Here is a 16895-nt window from a genome sequence, read left to right on the forward strand (position 1 = left end):
ACTCCACGAAAGGAAGTCAGACATGGCAAACTTCACCGCCGCTGACGTCAAGACCCTCCGTGACCGCCTCGGTGCGGGCATGATGGACAGCAAGAACGCTCTCGTCGAGGCCGACGGCGACATCGAGAAGGCCGTCGAGATCCTCCGCGTCAAGGGACTGAAGGGCGTCGCCAAGCGCGAGGGCCGTCAGACCACCGCGGGTCTCGTGGCCGCCAAGGCCTCCGCCGGCTACGCCACGATCATCGAGCTCGCCAGCGAGACCGACTTCGTCGCGAAGAACGAGAAGTTCATCGCCCTGGCCGACTCCGTGCTCGAGGCCGTCTCGGCCGCGGGTGCGGCGACCGCCGCAGAGGGCAACGCGGCCGCCATCGGCGGCCAGACCGTCGAGGCGTTCGTCAACGACGAGGCGGCTCTCATGGGCGAGAAGGTCGAGCTCCGCTCGGTCGCTCGCGTCGAGGGCTCCGAGTTCGCGATCTACCTGCACAAGACCTCCAAGGACCTGCCCCCGCAGGTCGGCGTGGTCGTGGGCTACACCGGTTCGGATGCTGAGACCGCCCGCTCGATCGCCCAGCACGTCGCCTTCGCTGCGCCGACGTACCTGTCGCGCGACGAGGTCCCCGCCGACGACGTCGCGAAAGAGCGCGCCATCGTCGAAGAGACCGCGAAGAACGAGGGCAAGCCCGAGGCAGCCCTGCCGAAGATCATCGAGGGTCGCCTGACCGGCTTCTTCAAGGAGATCGCACTGCTCGACCAGGCCTACGCGAAGGACAGCAAGCTGTCGGTCGCCAAGGTCGTCGAGCAGGCCGGCATCGAGATCCAGGGCTTCTCCCGGATCAAGGTCGGCGCCTAGCCACATACGCGATGGGGTCTGAGACGGTCATACGTCTCAGGCCCCATTTCCGTGTCCGCCGCCGATCCCGGTCCGGCGGACAGCGTCCAGCGCCGAGTCGCTAACCTGGCTACGGCCATGAACGAAGGAGACCCCACATGACATCAGACATCACCGGACGCCGACGGGTCCTCCTCAAACTCTCCGGCGAGGCCTTCGGCGGCGGCCAGCTGGGCGTCAACCCCGACGTGGTGGGCGCCATCGCCCGAGAGATCGCCGACGCCGCCCAGGACGTCGAGATCGCCGTGGTGGTCGGCGGCGGCAACTTCTTCCGTGGCGCCGAGCTGAGCCAGCGGGGCATGGACCGCGGCCGGGCCGACTACATGGGCATGCTGGGCACCGTGATGAACGCCCTCGCCCTGCAGGACTTCCTCGAGCAGGCGGGCGCGGCGACGCGCGTGCAGTCCGCCATCTCGATGACCCAGGTAGCCGAGCCGTACATCCCGCGTCGCGCCGAGCGCCACCTCGAGAAGGGCCGGGTCGTCATCTTCGGCGCCGGTGCGGGTCTGCCCTACTTCTCGACCGACACCGTCTCGGCCCAACGCGCCCTCGAGATCGGCGCCGACGAGGTGCTCGTCGCCAAGAACGGGGTCGACGGCGTCTACTCGGCCGACCCCCGCCACGACCCCTCGGCGGTCAAGCTCGAGACGCTGACCTACCAGGAGGCGCTGGTCAAGGGGCTCAAGGTCGTCGACTCGACCGCCTTCAGCCTCTGCATGGACAACGGCATGCCCATGCACGTGTTCGGCATGGAGGGCGGCGGCAACATCGCCCGGGCCATCCGTGGCGAGCGCATCGGAACCCTCGTCAGCAACTGACGACTAAGCTCGACAACGAATCAAGGGAGCATTGTGGCGATCAACGACGTACAGAACGAGACGCGCGAGAAGATGGAGCGGGCACTCGAGTCCGCCAAGACCGACTTCGGTCAGGTCCGCACCGGGCGCATCAACCCGGCGCTCTTCCAGAAGATCCCCGTCGACTACTACGGCACCCCGACCCCTCTGGCGCAGCTGGCATCCCTCCAGGTGCCGGAGGCGCGGACGATGATCGTGACCCCGTACGACAAGACGGCGCTCAAGGAGATCGAGAAGGCGATCGCGACCTTCCCGAACCTCGGCGCGAGCCCGACCAACGACGGCACGCTCGTCCGCGTCACGATCCCCGAGCTGACGCAGGAGCGCCGCAAGGAGTTCGTCAAGATCGTGCGCAGCAAGGGCGAGGACGCCAAGGTGCAGATCCGCAACATCCGACGCAAGTCGAAGGACGACCTCGACGCCCTCAAGTCCGAGGTCGGCGACGACGAGGTCGCTCGTGCCGAGAAAGACCTCGAGGCTCTGACCAAGGGGTACATCGACTCGATCGACGAGGCGTTGAAGAAGAAGGAAGCCGAGCTGCTCGAGGTCTAGATGAGCGACGCTCCTGACGGCCCTCGTCCTGACGATTCGGGGCCGACCCCCAAGACCACCCTCGGTAGCCGTCGGGCCGACTTCGACGCCAGGGCGCAGGCCGCTCGTCACGACCTCGAGAACCAGCTCCGCACGCGCCGCGCCGCGCTCGGTGCCCGCAACGAGAAGCTGACCGCCCGCACGGGGCGCAACCTCCCCGCGGCCATCGGCGTCGGCGTCGGTCTCGGCGGCGCCGTGCTCGTCAGCCTGATCTTCGAGCCGGCGTTCTTCATGATCGTGGCGGCGGCCCTCATCGGCTCGCTGTGCTTCGAGCTCGCGAGCGCACTCCGCTTCGCGGGTCGCGACGTACCGCGACTGCCGAGCGTCCTCGCCGGTGTCGCCATCGTCCCCGCCGCCTTCTACTTCGGTGCACAGGGGCAGTGGCTGGCTCTGGTGGGCGGCATCCTCGTGGTGTCGGCGTGGCGGCTCGTCGAACTGGTGCGTCCTTCACACCGGACCACCGCCTCCTCGGTGGCCCGCGACATCGGCGCCGGCGCGTTCGTGCAGATCTACTGCGCGTTCCTGGGCAGCTTCATGGCGCTGATGGCCGCTCAGCCGAACGGCGCCAACTGGACTCTCGCCGCGCTGATCATCGTGATCGCCGTCGACACGGGGGCCTACGCGACGGGCCTGTCGTTCGGCAAGCACCCGATGGCTCCGCGGATCAGCCCGAAGAAGACCTGGGAGGGCTTCGCCGGGTCGGTCGCCGCGAGTCTCATCGCGGCGGTCCTGCTGTCGTGGCTGATGCTCGACGAGGCCTGGTGGTTCGGTCTCATCCTCGGTGGCGTGATCATCGTGACGGCGACCATCGGCGATCTCTCCGAGTCGCTCATCAAGCGCGACCTGGGGATCAAGGACATCTCGACCTGGCTGCCGGGCCACGGCGGATTCCTCGACAGGCTCGACAGCACGCTGCCCTCGGCGGCCGCGGCTTACGCCCTGTACCTCATCGTCACCTGACGCACGGGGCATCCGCTCAGGCGGCCCCAGGGCGCCGGTGCGGCATGATGGTCTGGTGAAGACGACATTCCCGATGGCTCAGCACGGTCGACTCGGCTACGACGTGACCGAGGTCGAGTCGTTCCTGGAGAAGGCCCGCGCGGCGTACTCGGGCGCGGCGCCCACGCGCGCCACGCGGTCCACGTCGATCGACTCCGAGCAGATCCGTCGCACGGCCTTCACGATGGCCAAGGGCGGCTACTCCACGTCGCACGTCGATGCGGCCCTCGAACGCCTGGAAGACGCCTTCGCGAGTCGCGAGCGCGAACGATCGCTCGCCGGCGAGGGCGACGCCGCCTGGTTCGCGGGTGCGCGTTCGGCGGCGGAGGAGATCGTGGCGCGTCTCGATCGGCCGACGGGCCACCGGTTCGACCGGGTCGGCATCGTCACGCAGGGCTACCACCCCGCCGACGTCGACCGCTTCGTCCGCAGGCTGAAGGGGTACTTCGGCGACGGCGAGGCCCTGAGCATCGACGACGTCCGCGCCGTGGTCTTCCGTGCGAAGCGGGGCGGGTACCGAGAGGTCCAGGTCGACGTGCTGCTCGACGCCGTCGTCGACGTGATGCTCGCCGTCCGCTGAATCCACCCGTCGAACCTCCCTGTGCGCAGGCCTGCGCACGACGATCCGTCTTCCCCGTGCCCGCCGAGGGGATCGCCTCCCGCTGAGACACGCACGACGTCGTCCTGGCCAGTTCCCGGGACTTCGGTTATTCTTAGTCCACTTATGGGTAGGCACGCTGCAACTCCGACGACCGGCATCACTCCTCGAGAGCACCCGGCGCTCGTCGCGAGACCCATCGCGGCACGCCGTATGGTCCCCGCGTCGAGTCTGGCCGTGGCCGCTCCGACCCCTGCGCCTCGGCGCCGTCGGGGGCGGTACATCCTCCCGGCATGCGGCTTCGTCGCGTCGTTCGCATTCGTCTCGGCTTCGCTCGTGAACCCGATCTCCGGTGCCGAGGCGACCACCCGCGTCGTCGGCGGCGCCAGCGTGCTGGTCGCGCCCGGGCAGTCGTACTCCGTCATCGGCGCGTCGGCCTCCACGGCCGATCGAGACGGCTACGACGTCACCCTGCCGCCCCCTCCGCCCCCGCCCGAGCCCGAGCCGGTCGTGACCGAAGAGGCTGACGACTCCGTCGCCGCCGACGCCTCCACCGCGTCGACGTCGAAGTCCGCGAGTCCGGCTCCGGCCCCCGCTGCCGGTACCCCCGATCCCGGCAGCGCGAAGGCCATCGCCGCCGGCATGGTGTCCGCCCGTGGTTGGGGCACCGGCGAGTACGACTGCCTCGTCTCGTTGTGGAACAAAGAGTCGGGCTGGAACGTCTACGCCTCCAACGGCTCCAGCGGCGCCTACGGCATCCCGCAGTCGCTGCCCGGCAGCAAGATGGCGACGGCCGGCGCCGACTGGCAGACGAACCCCGCGACGCAGATCACCTGGGGTCTCAACTACATCTCGGGCGTCTACGGATCGCCCTGCGGCGCCTGGTCGCACTCGCAGGCCGTCAACTGGTACTGATCCCGTCCCCGTGCACCGGACGGGTCGTCCGGGGCACCAGGGCGGCACCGGCAGCGGCTCAGCCGCCGGAACCCGCAGCCGGACTCTGACGATGTCGACGGCGCCGCCGCGATACGGTGGTGGTCATGCCCCGAAGCAATCGACCGCGACGCCCTCGCGACACACGTCGACCTGACGAGCCCGCGAACGACATCACCAGGGCGATCCGGGGCGGCGCGGTGGTCGAGACCCGACACGGCAGGTCGTTCACCGTCCAGTCCATCGGTGCGTCGTCGTCCGTCAAAGAGTACGTCTGCCCCGGCTGCTCGCTGATCGTCGCCCCCGGCACGGCGCACGTCGTCGCCTGGCGTGCCGACGGGCTCTTCGGCGACGCCGACGACCTGGCGTCCCGTCGTCATTGGCACACCCACTGCTGGAGGATCTCGTGACCGACCCGACCCGTTCGACCGACGCGCCCGACCCGACCGGGTCCGTCGAGGTGCGGGGCGGCGTCCTGCTGCCCGCGCGCCGTCGCGACGTCGAACTCCGCACCGACGACGGTCTCCGCCTCGTCGGCGAGCTGTCCGTCCCCACCGACCGCCCACCGGTCGGCACGCTGATCGCCCTGCATCCGCTGCCGACGGCGGGCGGGTTCATGGACTCGCACGTGATCCGCAAGGCCGCCGCGCGCCTCCCCGCCCTGGCCGACCTCGCGGTGCTGCGCTTCAACTTCCGTGGCGTGTCATCGCCGAGGGGGCGGTCCGAGGGCGAGTTCGGCGAGGGGATCGCCGAGGCCGCCGATCTCGCGGCCGCAGTCGCGTTCGTGCACGACGAGGGTCTGCCCACGCCGTGGCTGGTCGGCTGGTCGTTCGGCACCGAGGTCGCCCTGAAGCACGGGCGCGGCGTCGAGACGGCGGGTCTGCTGCTGCTGTCACCGCCCCTCCATCGCACCACCGACGCCGAGCTCGCCGCCTGGAACGACGTCGCGACCCCGATCGTCGCCGTCGTGCCCGAGTTCGACGACTACCTCCGACCCGAGGAGGCGCGGCGCCGCTTCGCCGTCGTGCCCCGCGCCGAGGTCGTCGCCGTCGAGGGCGGCAAGCACCTCTGGGTCGGCGAGAAGCAGACCACACGCGTGCTGTCGGAGATCGTGCAACGGGTCGCCCCGCAGGCGCTGCCGCTGCCCGCCACCTGGCCCTGAGCCGCTGCCCGAGCGGACGTGACCGCAGAGCGCGTGCGACCGCACGGCGCCTGGAGCGGCAGCGGCTTCGCCAGGGTCAGAGCGTGTTCTGCCGGGGGACGAGCACCTCGCGGATGATGAGCAGCACCGACGCGGCGAAGGGGATCGCGATCAGGGCCCCGAGGACTCCGAGCAGCGTGCCGCCGACCAGCGCCGCGATGACGACGATCACCCCGGGCACCCTGACCGCACGGCGCATGATGCGCGGGCTGAGCAGGTACGCCTCGATCTGCATGTAGACGAGGTAGTAGACGGCGGCGGTGATCCACGTCGAGGGCGAGTCGGGCAGCAGGGCGACCTGGGCCAGCACGATGATCGCCGAGCCGCTGATGGTGCCGACCAGGGGGATGACCGACCCCACGAAGGCGATGGCCGCGAAGACCGCGGGCTGCTCGGCGCCGATGATGCTCAGGAAGATGAAGCTCAGGATGCCGTTGATCGCGGCGAGGGTGAACTGGCCGATCACGTAGCGACCGACGGAGTCGCCGATCTGCTCGGCGATGACGATGAACTTCGGGCGCTTCGAAGCCGGCACGAGCTGGTAGACCGCGCGCTTGACGCTGTTGATCGACGACGTGAAGTACAGCGTGAGGATCAGGACGACGATGGTCGCGAAGAGCCCGTTGCCGATCGCGACGCCGACCGCCAGGACCCCGCCGCCGATCGTGACCACGTTGTCGGGGTCGCCGAGGAACGCCACGACCGAGTCGAGGCCCTGCTGCACGTCGAAGACGTTCTGGGGCACCAGCTCTTGCAGGTTGTCGACGAACTGCTGCGTCGTGACGCTCTGCAGGTAGGTCACGAGGTTCGTGATCAGCGCCGTGGCCTGACTGACGATCACCGGGACGATGGCGAAGACGACGCCGACGACGGCGCCCAGCAGGGCGACCATGACGAGGGTGATCGCGAGGGTCCGAGGGACGCGCCGCTTCTCGAGCCACGACACGATCGGGTCGAGACCGAGGGCGATGAACAGCGCGGCGCCCACGTACGTGATGATCGTGGACAGCTCGCTGACGGCACCGCCGATCACCAGGGCGACGAGCACGCCGAGCCCGGCCAGGAGGCCCAGCCGGAACGGATTGTGGATCTTCACGCGGGCTTACTCCTCTTGGGCGGCGGAGTCGTTCAGCACGGGACCGCCGCGTGACTACTCTGGCGCAACCTTCGCGGCTTCGCTCAACATGGCGCGGAGGTTCTCGAGGTACGAGGCGACCGCGTCGCGCTCCTCCCGCAACTCCGAGAGCCGGCGCTCGGCGTCGGAGACGAGGTCGCGGGCCCTGTTCTCGGCCTCCGTCACGATGTCGCGACTGCGCACCTCGGCGTTGGTCAGCACCTCGTGAGCCGTCGAGTCGGCCTCGCTGCGCACCGTCTTGGCGTGGTCGTGAGACGAGCGCTCGAGCTCGTCGGCCTCGCGGCGCACGTCGACGGCGCGCTGCCGGGCCTCGTCGAGCTGCGAGTGAGCGTCGTCCAGGTAGTTCTGCGTCTCGGCGACGGCCGCCTGGTGTCGGGCGACGAGGTCGCGCTCGAGCTCGTCGAGTCGGGTCGTCCGTTCGAGCGCGAGAGCCGTCCGGGCCTCGTCCGTCTCGCGGGCGACGAGCGCCTCGGCGCGGTCGCGTTCGGCGGCGAGCCGGGCACGGGTCGTCTCCGCCTCGTTCTCGAGTCGTGCGCGCTGCGCCTCCTCGTCGTCGAACAGCCGCGCCTGGCTCTCGGCCACCTCGGCGTCGAGGTCGGCACGGGCGTTCGCCGTCTCGGCCTCGACCTGCGCCCGGTGCTCGGCGGCGTCGCGCTCGAGTCGCTCGGCCTGCTGCTGGACGTCGCGGGCCAGGCGCTCACGGGTCTCGACGGTGGTGCGCTCGATCTCGTCGCGGGTCGTGGTGCGGTCGAGCTCGATCTCGTCGCGGGCGGCTCGGGCCTCGCGCTCGAGCTCCGCACGGGCGGTCTCGATCTCGAGCTGGAGCCCGGCTCGCATCTCGAGGGCCTCGGTCGCCAAGGAGGCGCGGGTCGTCTCGACCTCGCGGCTCAGGTCGTCGCGGCCGGCGTCCACCTCGCGCTCGAGCGCCGCGCGCGTCTCGGAGACGTGGCGGGCCAGCTCGGCGCGCTGCTCGGCGATGTCCCGGTCGAGTTCGGCGCGACGGTTCGCGACGTCGTCGTCGAGGTCGGCGCGAGCGCCGGTGATCTCGCGCTCGAGATCGGCGCGACGGGTGGTCACCTCGACCTCGAGCTCGGCGCGGGTGGTCTCGTCGAGACGGGCCAGCTCGGCGCGGAGCGTGTCGCCCTCGCGGTCGAGGTCGGCGCGCTGGCGTTCGCTGTCGCTGATGAAGAGGGCGCGGGTCTCGGCCGTGGTGCGGGCCAGCTCGGCGGCGTCGGCACGGGCCTCGGCGACCTCGCGGCCGACGATGTCGCGCTGCTCGGCGACGTCCCGTTCGGCGTCGGCGCGGAGCGCGGCGGCCTCGTGGCGGGCGGTCGACACGTTCTCGGCGGCCTCGGTCGCCGCAGCGCCGCGCATGGCGGACGAGTCGCGCTGCGCCTCCTGGAGGAGCGAGCGGGCCTCGTTGCGGGCTCGGGCGACCATGCGGTCGGCGTCAGCACGGGACTCGTCGATCTGGGCGGCGGCGCGACCGCTGGCGTCGCCCAGCACGGCGTCGGCGCGCTCGGTGGCGTCGGCGACGAGTCGTTCGGCCTCGGTCGTCGACGAGCGTCGCAGCTCTTCGGCGTCGATGTCGGCCTGGCTGACGAGTCGGGTGGCCTGCTGCTCGGCGAGGCGGAGGGTCTGCTCGAGCTTGCTGCCGAGACCGGCGTAGGTCGGGGTGCCGGCCTCGTCGAGCTCGGACTGCAGCTCGTCGAGGCGACTCTGCAGGCGCTTGAGGTCGTCGACCGTCTCGGCGCGGTCGGTGTTCGACTTGATCAGCTCGCGCCGCAGGTCGCCCAGCGCGCGGTCGACCTCTTCTTTGCGGTACCCGCGGAGTTCCGTCCCGAATTCCGATTCGTCAGCGGCCACGGTGTCTCCTCTTGCTCGGCGGCGGGAACGAGATCGCTCGGCCCGGACCCGACGATTTTAGCGGGCGAGGGAGTGGTCGCCACCCGGCCTGAGAGGACTTCTCGTCGGTCACGCGCCTCCCAGGTCTTTTCGGATACGCTGAGCCGTCTTAAAATCTGCTGCCGCGCCCGGCCATCCGGCCAGGCCCGCGCCGGCGTGGCCGTCCCGAGCGGTTCGTCGCGACCCGACCGGGATGGTGGCACGGAGGGAGAGAAACGTGCGTTTCATCGTCGCAGTGTTCGTCGTCGTCCTGGCGGCGCTCATGGTGGCCCTGGGCTTCGCTCAGCGGACCGTCTTCGCGCCACCTCCCAGCGTCTCGTCGACGGTCTCGACGTCCGACTCCGAGGCCCGCATCACCGTCGTGCCCTCCGAGGCGCTGCACGGTCACGACGGCCGCCAGACGGTGAGCATCTCGGGTGCCGACACGGCCTTCGCCGCCACGGGCCGCACCTCCGACGTCCTCGGCTGGGTCGGCGACTCGGCCTACAACGAGGTGTCGTTCGACGAGACGAGCGGCGAACTCGTCAGCACGGTGGTCGACGGCGACACCGCCGACGTCCCGAGCCCCGCCGACTCCGACCTCTGGAACGCCGAGTACGCCGGGGCCGACCCGACCTTCTCCCTCGACGCCCCCGACGACGTCTCCCTCGTCGTCGTGTCCGACGGCGCCGCGCCGGCACCCGACACGATCCGGGTGACCTGGCCGCTCTCGACGGCGACGCCCATGGCCGGTCCGCTGATCGCCGGTGGTCTCCTCGTGCTGCTGATCGGCGTGCTGCTCTACATCTGGGCGATCGCCCACCACCGCCGCAACCGCGGTCCGCGCCGGCGCTCCGGTCAGGGCAAGCCCCTCCGTCCGACCCGTCGGACGCGGCGCGAACCGTCGAGCATCGGCGACGGCGGCGCGGGCGACCGTCGAGCGATCCGTCGTTCCGTGGCGATCGTGCCGGTCGTGCTGGTGGGGGCGTTGGCGCTCTCCGGCTGCACCCCCGACTACTGGCCGAGCGCCGTCGGGGGCACCGGGTCGGGTCCGTCCGCGACGCCCACCCCGACGAGCACCGGCGCCGCGTCCGACGACGAGCAGGACGACCTGCAGCCCCCGGTCGTCAGCGTGGCGCAGGCCGAGCGCATCGTCCAGCGCATCTCCGCCGTGGCCTCGCAGGCCGACGGGACCCTCGACGCCGAGCTCGCCGCCACCCGCTTCACCGGGCCGGCCCTGGCCCAGCGCGAGGCCAACTACGCCCTGCGCGACAAAGACGCGGCCGCCGCCGAGCCCATCGCCATCCCCGAGGGCGACGTCACCCTGACCCTGCCCCAGCAGGCCGACACCTGGCCCCGCAGCGTCTTCGCCATCGTCCAGTCCGACGACACGGCCGTGGCGCCCATCGCGCTCACCCTCGTGCAAGAGGAGGCGCGGGCCAACTACCAGGTCGAGTACCTGACCAGCCTCGAGGCCGGGGCCACGCCTCCCACGGTCGCGCCCGCCAGCATCGGCGCCGCCCGGCTCTCGCCCGACGTCAAGCTCCTGACCCTGCAGCCGGACCAGCTCGCCACCGCCTACGGCGACATCCTCGCCAACGGCGACGAGAGCGAGTACGCGCCGCTCTTCGAGCCGGAGGGCGACACCCTGCGCGAGAAGATCGGCAAGCCCTACAAAGACGCCAAACGTGAGGCCCTGCCCGAGACCGCGTCGATCGACTTCGCTTCGAACCCCGACGACGACCCGGCCGTCGCGTTCGCGACGAACGACGCCGGTGCCATCGTGTCCGTCGCCCTGAACGAGGTCGAGACCGTCAAGCCCACAGCCGAGGGGGCCGAGGTCAACCCGGCCGGTGCGGTCAAGACCCTCACCGGCATCGAGAAGACGACGAAGGGCATCGAGGCGACCTACGGCGTCGAGCTGCTCTTCTCCGTGCCCGCCGTGGGCAGCGATCAGAAGATCGTCCTCCTCGGATTCAGCCAGGCCCTCATCAGCGCTAAGGAGCTGCCATGACCAACGTCCCCCCTCTGCCCGCCGGTCTCCGCGGAGCCGTCGACCTGTCGTCGCTCGTCGAGCGGCCGTCCGCGGGCGGTGCCGGCCGACCGGCGCCCGCGACCGGGGGAGCACCCGGCGCCGGCGCCCCCGACGGCGGGGCCGCTGCCACCGTGGGCGTCCCGTCGCTCGTGATCGACGCGACCGACGAGACCTTCGCGCAGTTCCTCGAGCTGAGCAACACGGTGCCCGTCATCGTCGACCTCTGGGCCGAGTGGTGCGGGCCGTGCAAGCAGCTCTCGCCGGTGCTCGACAAGCTGGTGACCGAGTACGCCGGTCGTCTCGTGCTCGCCAAGGTCGACGTCGATGCGAACCCCCAGCTGACCCAGGCGTTCCAGGCGCAGTCCATCCCCGCGGTCGCCGCGGTGGTCGGCGGTCGACCCGTGCAGCTGTTCGTCGGGGCCCTCCCCGAGGCGCAGGTGCGCGACGCGTTCGAGCAGGTGCTCGAGCTCGCCGCTCAGAACGGCGTGACCGGCCGGGCGGTCGTCGACGGCGCCCCCGACGTGGAGGGCGAGGCGCCCGAGCCCGAGCCCGAGCCGCTGCCCCCGCACCACCAGGACGCCTACGACGCCATCGACCGCGGCGACTACGACGCGGCGATCGCGGCCTACAAGACGGCCATCGCACAGGACCCCCGCGACCAGCTGGCCGTCGCCGGTCTCGCACAGGTGTCGCTGATCGCCCGTCTGCAGGGGGTCACGCTGGCCGAGGTCCGCGAGGCGGCTGCGGCCGACCCGGCGGATCTCGACGCGCAGCTCGCCGTGGCCGATCTCGACGTGAGCGGCGGACATGTCGACGACGCGTTCGACCGGGTTCTCACGGTGTTCCCGACGCAGGACGCCGCGGGGCGTGATCGGGCCCGCGCGCGCCTCCTCGAGTACTTCGAGATCATCGGGGCCGACGACCCCCGGGTCGTCGCCGCACGCCGCCGCCTGACGATGCTGCTCTACTGAGCCGACCCCAGACGCCGACCCCAGACGCCGACCAGGGCGCCGGTGCCGTGAGAACGATGAAGGCCCCCGTCCGAGAACCGGACGGGGGCCTTCCGCTGTCGCGAGCGGTTCCGAGGAGGCGCGGGTCGTCACGACCCCGCCGCCTCGGGACTCAGGGGCGGCGCTTGAGCCAGAGCACCCCGAGCGGCGGCAGCAGGACGTCCGCCGAGGCGGGTCGCCCGGCCCAGGGACTGTCCGTCGCGACGACCGAGCCGTAGTTGCCGACCCCCGAGCCGCCGAACTCGACGGCGTCGGTGTTGAGCACCTCGTGCCAGGTGCCCGCCTCGGGGAACCCGAAGCGCATCTGCACGGGCTGACCCGACCAGTTGGCGAGCACGGCCACGCTCTCGCCGTCGCCGGACTTCCGCATGAAGGCGACGACGCTCTGCTGCGCCGCGCCTCCGTCGATCCACTCGAAGCCCTCGGTGTCGAAGTCGTGCGCCCAGAGCGCCTTCTCGGCGCGGTACACGCTGTTCAGCTTCGAGACGAGGTCGAAGATCTGCTGGTGCTCGTGGCGGTCGAGCACCGACCAGTCGAGACCGGCCTCCTGGCTCCATTCGGTGGGCTGGCCGTACTCGGAGCCCATGAAGAGCAGCTGCTTGCCGGGGTGGCCCCACATGTAGGCGAGGTAGGCGCGCAGGTTGGCGCGCTTCTGCCAGTCGTCGCCGGGCATCTTCTCGATGAGCGAGCCCTTGCCGTAGACGACCTCGTCGTGCGAGATCGGCAGCATGAAGTTCTCGCTCCAGGCGTAGTGGAACGAGAAGGTGATCTCGCCGTGGTGGTACGAGCGGTGGATCGGGTCCTTCTCGACGTAGTCGAGGGTGTCGTGCATCCAGCCCATGTTCCACTTCAGGCCGAAGCCGAGGCCGCCCTCGCTGGTCGGACGCGAGACGCCGGGCCAGCTGGTGCTCTCCTCCGCGATCATCACGATGCCGGGGTGGCGCTTGTACGCGGTGGCGTTCGCCTCCTGCAGGAACGAGATCGCCTCGGTGGCCTCGCGGCCGCCGTGGTCGTTGGGCAGCCACTCGCCGTCGTTGCGGCTGTAGTCGAGGTACAGCATCGAGGCGACGGCGTCGACGCGCAGTCCGTCGATGTGGAACTCCTCGAGCCAGTACAGGGCGTTCGCGACCAGGAAGTTGCGCACCTGCGAGTCGCCGAAGTTGAAGACGAGGGTGCCCCAGTCGGGCTGCTCGCCGCGACGCGGGTCGGAGTGCTCGTAGACGGCGCGCCCGTCGAAGTTGCCCAGGGCCCATTCGTCTTTCGGGAAGTGCCCGGGCACCCAGTCCATGATCACGCCGATGCCCGCCTGGTGCAGGCGGTCGATCAGGTAGCGCAGGTCGTCGGGCGAGCCGTAGGTGCTCTGCGCCGCGTAGTAACCGGTCACCTGGTAGCCCCACGAGCCGCCGAACGGGTGCTGCGCGAGCGGCATGAACTCGACGTGCGTGAAGCCGAGGGCCGTGACGTAGTCGACCAGCGGGTCGGCCAGCTCGCGGTAGCCGAGCCCCGGGCGCCACGAGCCGACGTGCATCTCGTAGACGCTCATCGGGCCGGCGTGCTGGTCGCTCGCGGCGCGCTTCTCGAGCCACGCGTCGTCCGACCAGGTGTGCTCCGAGCGGGTGATGAGGGAGGCGGTGGCCGGGGGGACCTCCGACCGGCGCGCCATCGGGTCGGCGCGTTCGACCCAGACGCCGTCGGGCGTGAGGATCTCGTACTTGTACGCGCCCTCGGTCACACCGGGCACGAAGATCTCCCACACGCCGTTGCCGTCGAGGCGACGCAGAGCGTGCAGCGCGCCGTACCAGCCGTTGAGCTCGCCGATCACACGGACGGCGTGCGCGTGCGGGGCCCAGACGGCGAACGAGGTGCCGGTGACGCCGTCGTGCTCGCGGACGTGCGAGCCGAGCACGTTCCAGAGCTGCTCGTGGCGGCCCTCGCCGAACAGGTAGAGGTCGAGCTCGGAGACCGTGGGGGAGAAGCGGTACGGATCGTCGGCGACCCAGGGCGCGCCTCCTTCGTAGCTCGCCTCGATCTCGTAGCCGCCGAGCGGCGCGTCGGCGACGCCCTGCCAGAGTCCGTGGCCCACGTGCTCGAGGGTCACGACCTCCGAGGAGGCGCCGGTCACCGTGACCGTGGCGGCCAGCGGTCGGACTACGCGAACGACGGTCACCCCGTCGCGGGTGTGCTCGCCGAGCAGCGCGTGCGGGTGGCCGTGACGACCCTCCGCGGCGGCCGCGACCTCGGCGTCGTCGAGGTCGGGTGCGGTCGGCGCCACGGTGGGCTGCTCGACGGGCTCCTGCGCGGCGGACATCTGCTCGGCGGGTGTCTGCTCGACGGTCAGGTCGACCGGGACGTCGGCGGGCGTCGGGTCCTCCGCGGGCGCGGGGGTGAAGGGGGAGGTCATCTCGGGTGCTCCTACGGTGCGCGGTTGAGGTCGACGGTCAAGACGTGCACGGGCTCGACGAAGGCGTCGAGGCGGACGTAGTTGTCGTCGCCCCACGTCCACGACTGGCCGGTGATCAGGTCTCGGACCGTGTACGTGCCGCCGGGGGTCAGGCCGAACTTCGTCACGTCGAGGTGCACGGTGGTCTCGCGGGCCGAGTGCGGGTCGACGTTGGCGACGACGATCACGGCGTCGGCGCGACCGCTGCGGGTGTGGGCGCGTGACAGGTACTTCGAGTAGACGAGCACGGCGTCGTCGTCGCTCGAGTGGACCTCGAGGTTGCGCAGCTGACGCAGCGCGGGGTGCGATGCGCGGATGCGGTTCAGCTGGGTGAGGTACGGCGCGATCGAGGCGCCGGCCGCCTCGGCGGCGGCCCAGTCACGCGGCTTGAACTCGTACTTCTCGTTGTCGATGTTCTCTTCGCTGCCGGGGCGCGCGACGTCCTCGATCAGCTCGTAGCCCGAGTAGACGCCCCAGGTCGGCGACGCCGTCGCGGCGATCGCCGCACGGATCTTGTACGCCGACGGGCCGCCGTACTGCAGGTACGGGGTGAGGATGTCGTGGGTGTTGACGAAGAGGTTGGGCCGGAGCCAGCCGCTCGTCTCCTTCGACAGCTCGGTGAGGTACTCCTCGAGCTCCCACTTCTCGTTGCGCCAGGTGAAGTACGTGTACGACTGGTGGAATCCGACCTGGGCGAGCGCCTGCATCATGGCGGGCTTGGTGAACGCCTCCGACAGGAACACCACCTCGGGGTTCGTGCCGCGGATCTCGTGCAGCAGCCACTCCCAGAAGCGGACCGGCTTCGTGTGCGGGTTGTCGACGCGGAAGATGGTGACGCCGAGGTCGATCCAGTAGCGCACGATGCGGAGCACCTCGCGACTGAGACCGTCGTAGTCGTTGTCGAAGTTCAGGGGGTAGATGTCCTGGTACTTCTTCGGCGGGTTCTCGGCGTACGCGATCGTGCCGTCGGGCAGGGTCGTGAACCACTCGGGGTGCTCGGCGACCCAGGGGTGGTCGGGCGAGCACTGCAGCGCGAGGTCGAGGGCGAGCTCGAGGCCGCTGTTCTTCGCGGCCTCGACGAACCAGCGGAAGTCGGCGACCGTGCCGAGCTCGGGGTGGATGGCGTCGTGCCCGCCGTCGGGCGAGCCGATGGCGTAGGGCGATCCCGGGTCGTCGGGCCCGGCCGTCAGGGTGTTGTTCGGCCCCTTGCGGAACGTGGTGCCGATGGGGTGCACGGGCGGGATGTACACGACGTCGAAGCCCATGCGGCTGATCGCGGGCAGTCGGCGGGCCGCCGTGCGGAACGTGCCGCTCTTCCAGCTGCCGTCCTCCTGCTTCTTCGCGCCCTCGCTGCGGGGGAAGAACTCGTACCAGCTGCCGAGCCCGGCCCGGCTCCGCTCGACGCGCAGGGTCTCGGTGCCGCTGCGGGTGCGGAGGCTGGCGAGCGGCTTGCTCGCGAAGACGGCGGCCAGGCGCGGGTCGGTGGCGACCCGGAGGCGCGCGCCGGCCGAGAGGGAGGGGTTGCCGAGGGCCGTGGCCGCGTCGCGGACGAGGACCGTCTCGGGGTAGTCGTCGATCGCCGCGGTCAGCAGCTCGCTGCCCAGCGCGAAGGTGACGTCGACGTCGATCTCGGCGGGGATCTTGATCTCGGCCGTGTGCAGCCAGGTGGCCCAGTCGTCGGTGTAGGCCTCGACCTGCCAGGTCCAGTCGCCTTCGATCTCCAGCTGGACCTCGGTCGTCCAGCGATCGGTGCCGGGGATGCCCGCGGTGAGCGGGTGCCTCGTCGTCGCACCGTTCGGATCGACCAGGAGGAGGTCGGCACCGATCAGATCGTGGCCTTCGCGGAACACGGTGGCGCCGAACGGCACCACCTCGCCCGAGAAGGCCTTCGTCGGGAACACCCGGTCAGGGGTGGTCGGGGTCAGTGCCGTGACGGGGATCCGTCCGACCTTGGGCTCGTATGCAGTCGACACGCCAGCGACGCTACCCGGTCTGAGGCGGGGTCGGCCCTGGTGATGGGCGGCGTCCCCCGAGATCACCTGAAGAGGACCTTTCGGGGTACAGAATCATGTCCGCACCGGTGGGGACAGACCGCCGCGTTCGTTTTGCCCCCCGTTCTGGGTCAGTGCATATGCATAAATCGCCGTGTCCGCACTTTGGGGGACCGCTAGTGTCGTACGAGTCAGCACGGCCTGCCCGCCCGGTCATCCCACCGAGAGCCCGGCGCCGCCGACACAGACTCCGGTCGTCACCGACCGGTTCCCCCTCTCACCCGCCCCGCTGGGCGCGTCCTCCCGACGGACGCCGCCAGCGGTGCTCGTCG

Annotated in this window: 14 protein-coding genes; 10 read left to right on the forward strand and 4 right to left on the reverse strand. The window is 70.7% G+C overall.

Going from position 1 to position 16895, the window contains the following annotated elements; genetic code table 11:
- The first annotated feature begins 22 nt into the window (after window positions 1–22).
- The 8 genes from tsf to SOM11_RS12065 all read left to right on the forward strand — a co-directional run bounded on the left by tsf (window position 23) and on the right by SOM11_RS12065 (window position 6029).
- Complete coding sequence (gene tsf, locus SOM11_RS12030) at window positions 23–850, forward strand: translation elongation factor Ts (RefSeq protein WP_192058304.1); 828 nt, start codon at window positions 23–25, stop codon at window positions 848–850.
- Window positions 851–987: 137 nt separating this feature from the next.
- On the forward strand, window positions 988–1707 hold the full coding sequence (pyrH, locus tag SOM11_RS12035; RefSeq protein WP_192058301.1) for a UMP kinase: 720 nt from the start codon (window positions 988–990) through the stop codon (window positions 1705–1707).
- 72 nt (window positions 1708–1779) lie between these two features.
- On the forward strand, window positions 1780–2298 hold the full coding sequence (gene frr, locus SOM11_RS12040; RefSeq protein WP_197981716.1) for a ribosome recycling factor: 519 nt from the start codon (window positions 1780–1782) through the stop codon (window positions 2296–2298).
- Window positions 2299–3297: a phosphatidate cytidylyltransferase gene (locus SOM11_RS12045; protein ID WP_192058297.1), complete on the forward strand. Its 999-nt coding sequence runs from the start codon at window positions 2299–2301 to the stop codon at window positions 3295–3297.
- A gap of 55 nt (window positions 3298–3352) precedes the next feature.
- On the forward strand, window positions 3353–3916 hold the full coding sequence (locus tag SOM11_RS12050; protein ID WP_243214611.1) for a DivIVA domain-containing protein: 564 nt from the start codon (window positions 3353–3355) through the stop codon (window positions 3914–3916).
- Between the two features lie 255 nt (window positions 3917–4171).
- Entirely contained in the window at window positions 4172–4849 is a 678-nt protein-coding gene (locus tag SOM11_RS12055) for a lytic transglycosylase domain-containing protein (RefSeq protein ID WP_320478158.1), read from the forward strand.
- Between the two features lie 125 nt (window positions 4850–4974).
- Window positions 4975–5277, forward strand: a complete 303-nt coding sequence (locus SOM11_RS12060; RefSeq protein WP_320478159.1) for a hypothetical protein — start codon at window positions 4975–4977, stop codon at window positions 5275–5277.
- Window positions 5274–6029, forward strand: coding sequence for an alpha/beta family hydrolase (locus SOM11_RS12065; RefSeq protein ID WP_192058293.1), 756 nt, complete (start codon window positions 5274–5276; stop codon window positions 6027–6029). The genes SOM11_RS12060 and SOM11_RS12065 overlap by 4 nt, the downstream gene beginning before the upstream one ends.
- A 76-nt stretch (window positions 6030–6105) precedes the next feature.
- Here SOM11_RS12065 and SOM11_RS12070 read toward each other — a convergent pair whose 3' ends face one another.
- Together SOM11_RS12070 and SOM11_RS12075 are read right to left on the reverse strand one after the other, a co-directional pair.
- On the reverse strand, window positions 6106–7164 hold the full coding sequence (locus tag SOM11_RS12070; RefSeq protein ID WP_243214606.1) for an AI-2E family transporter: 1059 nt from the start codon (window positions 7162–7164) through the stop codon (window positions 6106–6108).
- 54 nt (window positions 7165–7218) lie between these two features.
- On the reverse strand, window positions 7219–9069 hold the full coding sequence (locus SOM11_RS12075) for a DivIVA domain-containing protein (protein ID WP_320478160.1): 1851 nt from the start codon (window positions 9067–9069) through the stop codon (window positions 7219–7221).
- A 256-nt stretch (window positions 9070–9325) separates the two neighbouring features.
- On the opposite strand from SOM11_RS12075, the gene SOM11_RS12080 reads away from it, so the two are divergent.
- Together SOM11_RS12080 and SOM11_RS12085 are read left to right on the forward strand one after the other, a co-directional pair.
- A complete protein-coding gene (locus SOM11_RS12080) occupies window positions 9326–11101 on the forward strand; it encodes a hypothetical protein (protein WP_192058288.1) in 1776 nt (591 codons plus the stop codon).
- Window positions 11098–12093: a tetratricopeptide repeat protein gene (locus tag SOM11_RS12085; RefSeq protein ID WP_320478161.1), complete on the forward strand. Its 996-nt coding sequence runs from the start codon at window positions 11098–11100 to the stop codon at window positions 12091–12093. Before SOM11_RS12080 ends, SOM11_RS12085 begins: the two co-directional genes overlap by 4 nt.
- Before the next feature lie 151 nt (window positions 12094–12244).
- Here the strand turns inward: SOM11_RS12085 and glgB are convergent, their stop codons facing one another.
- Window positions 12245–14440, reverse strand: a complete 2196-nt coding sequence (glgB, locus tag SOM11_RS12090) for a 1,4-alpha-glucan branching protein GlgB (RefSeq protein ID WP_320478226.1) — start codon at window positions 14438–14440, stop codon at window positions 12245–12247.
- A gap of 104 nt (window positions 14441–14544) precedes the next feature.
- On the reverse strand, window positions 14545–16545 hold the full coding sequence (locus tag SOM11_RS12095) for a maltotransferase domain-containing protein (protein WP_192058282.1): 2001 nt from the start codon (window positions 16543–16545) through the stop codon (window positions 14545–14547).
- Window positions 16546–16895 lie beyond the last annotated feature (350 nt).

Origin of the sequence: Frigoribacterium sp. CFBP9029, from assembly GCF_034045305.1 — a bacterium.
Taxonomy (GTDB): Bacteria; Actinomycetota; Actinomycetes; order Actinomycetales; family Microbacteriaceae; genus Frigoribacterium.

Excerpts from the sequence above, each read along its gene's own strand:
- tsf (WP_192058304.1), top strand. The coding sequence starts at position 23 with ATGGCAAACTTCACCGCCGCTGACGTCAAGACCCTCCGTGACCGCCTC.
- pyrH (WP_192058301.1), top strand. The coding sequence starts at position 988 with ATGACATCAGACATCACCGGACGCCGACGGGTCCTCCTCAAACTCTCC.
- frr (WP_197981716.1), top strand. The coding sequence starts at position 1,780 with ATGGAGCGGGCACTCGAGTCCGCCAAGACCGACTTCGGTCAGGTCCGC.
- SOM11_RS12045 (WP_192058297.1), top strand. The coding sequence starts at position 2,299 with ATGAGCGACGCTCCTGACGGCCCTCGTCCTGACGATTCGGGGCCGACC.
- SOM11_RS12060 (WP_320478159.1), top strand. The coding sequence starts at position 4,975 with ATGCCCCGAAGCAATCGACCGCGACGCCCTCGCGACACACGTCGACCT.
- SOM11_RS12085 (WP_320478161.1), top strand. The coding sequence starts at position 11,098 with ATGACCAACGTCCCCCCTCTGCCCGCCGGTCTCCGCGGAGCCGTCGAC.
- glgB (WP_320478226.1), bottom strand. The coding sequence starts at position 14,440 with ATGTCCGCCGCGCAGGAGCCCGTCGAGCAGCCCACCGTGGCGCCGACC.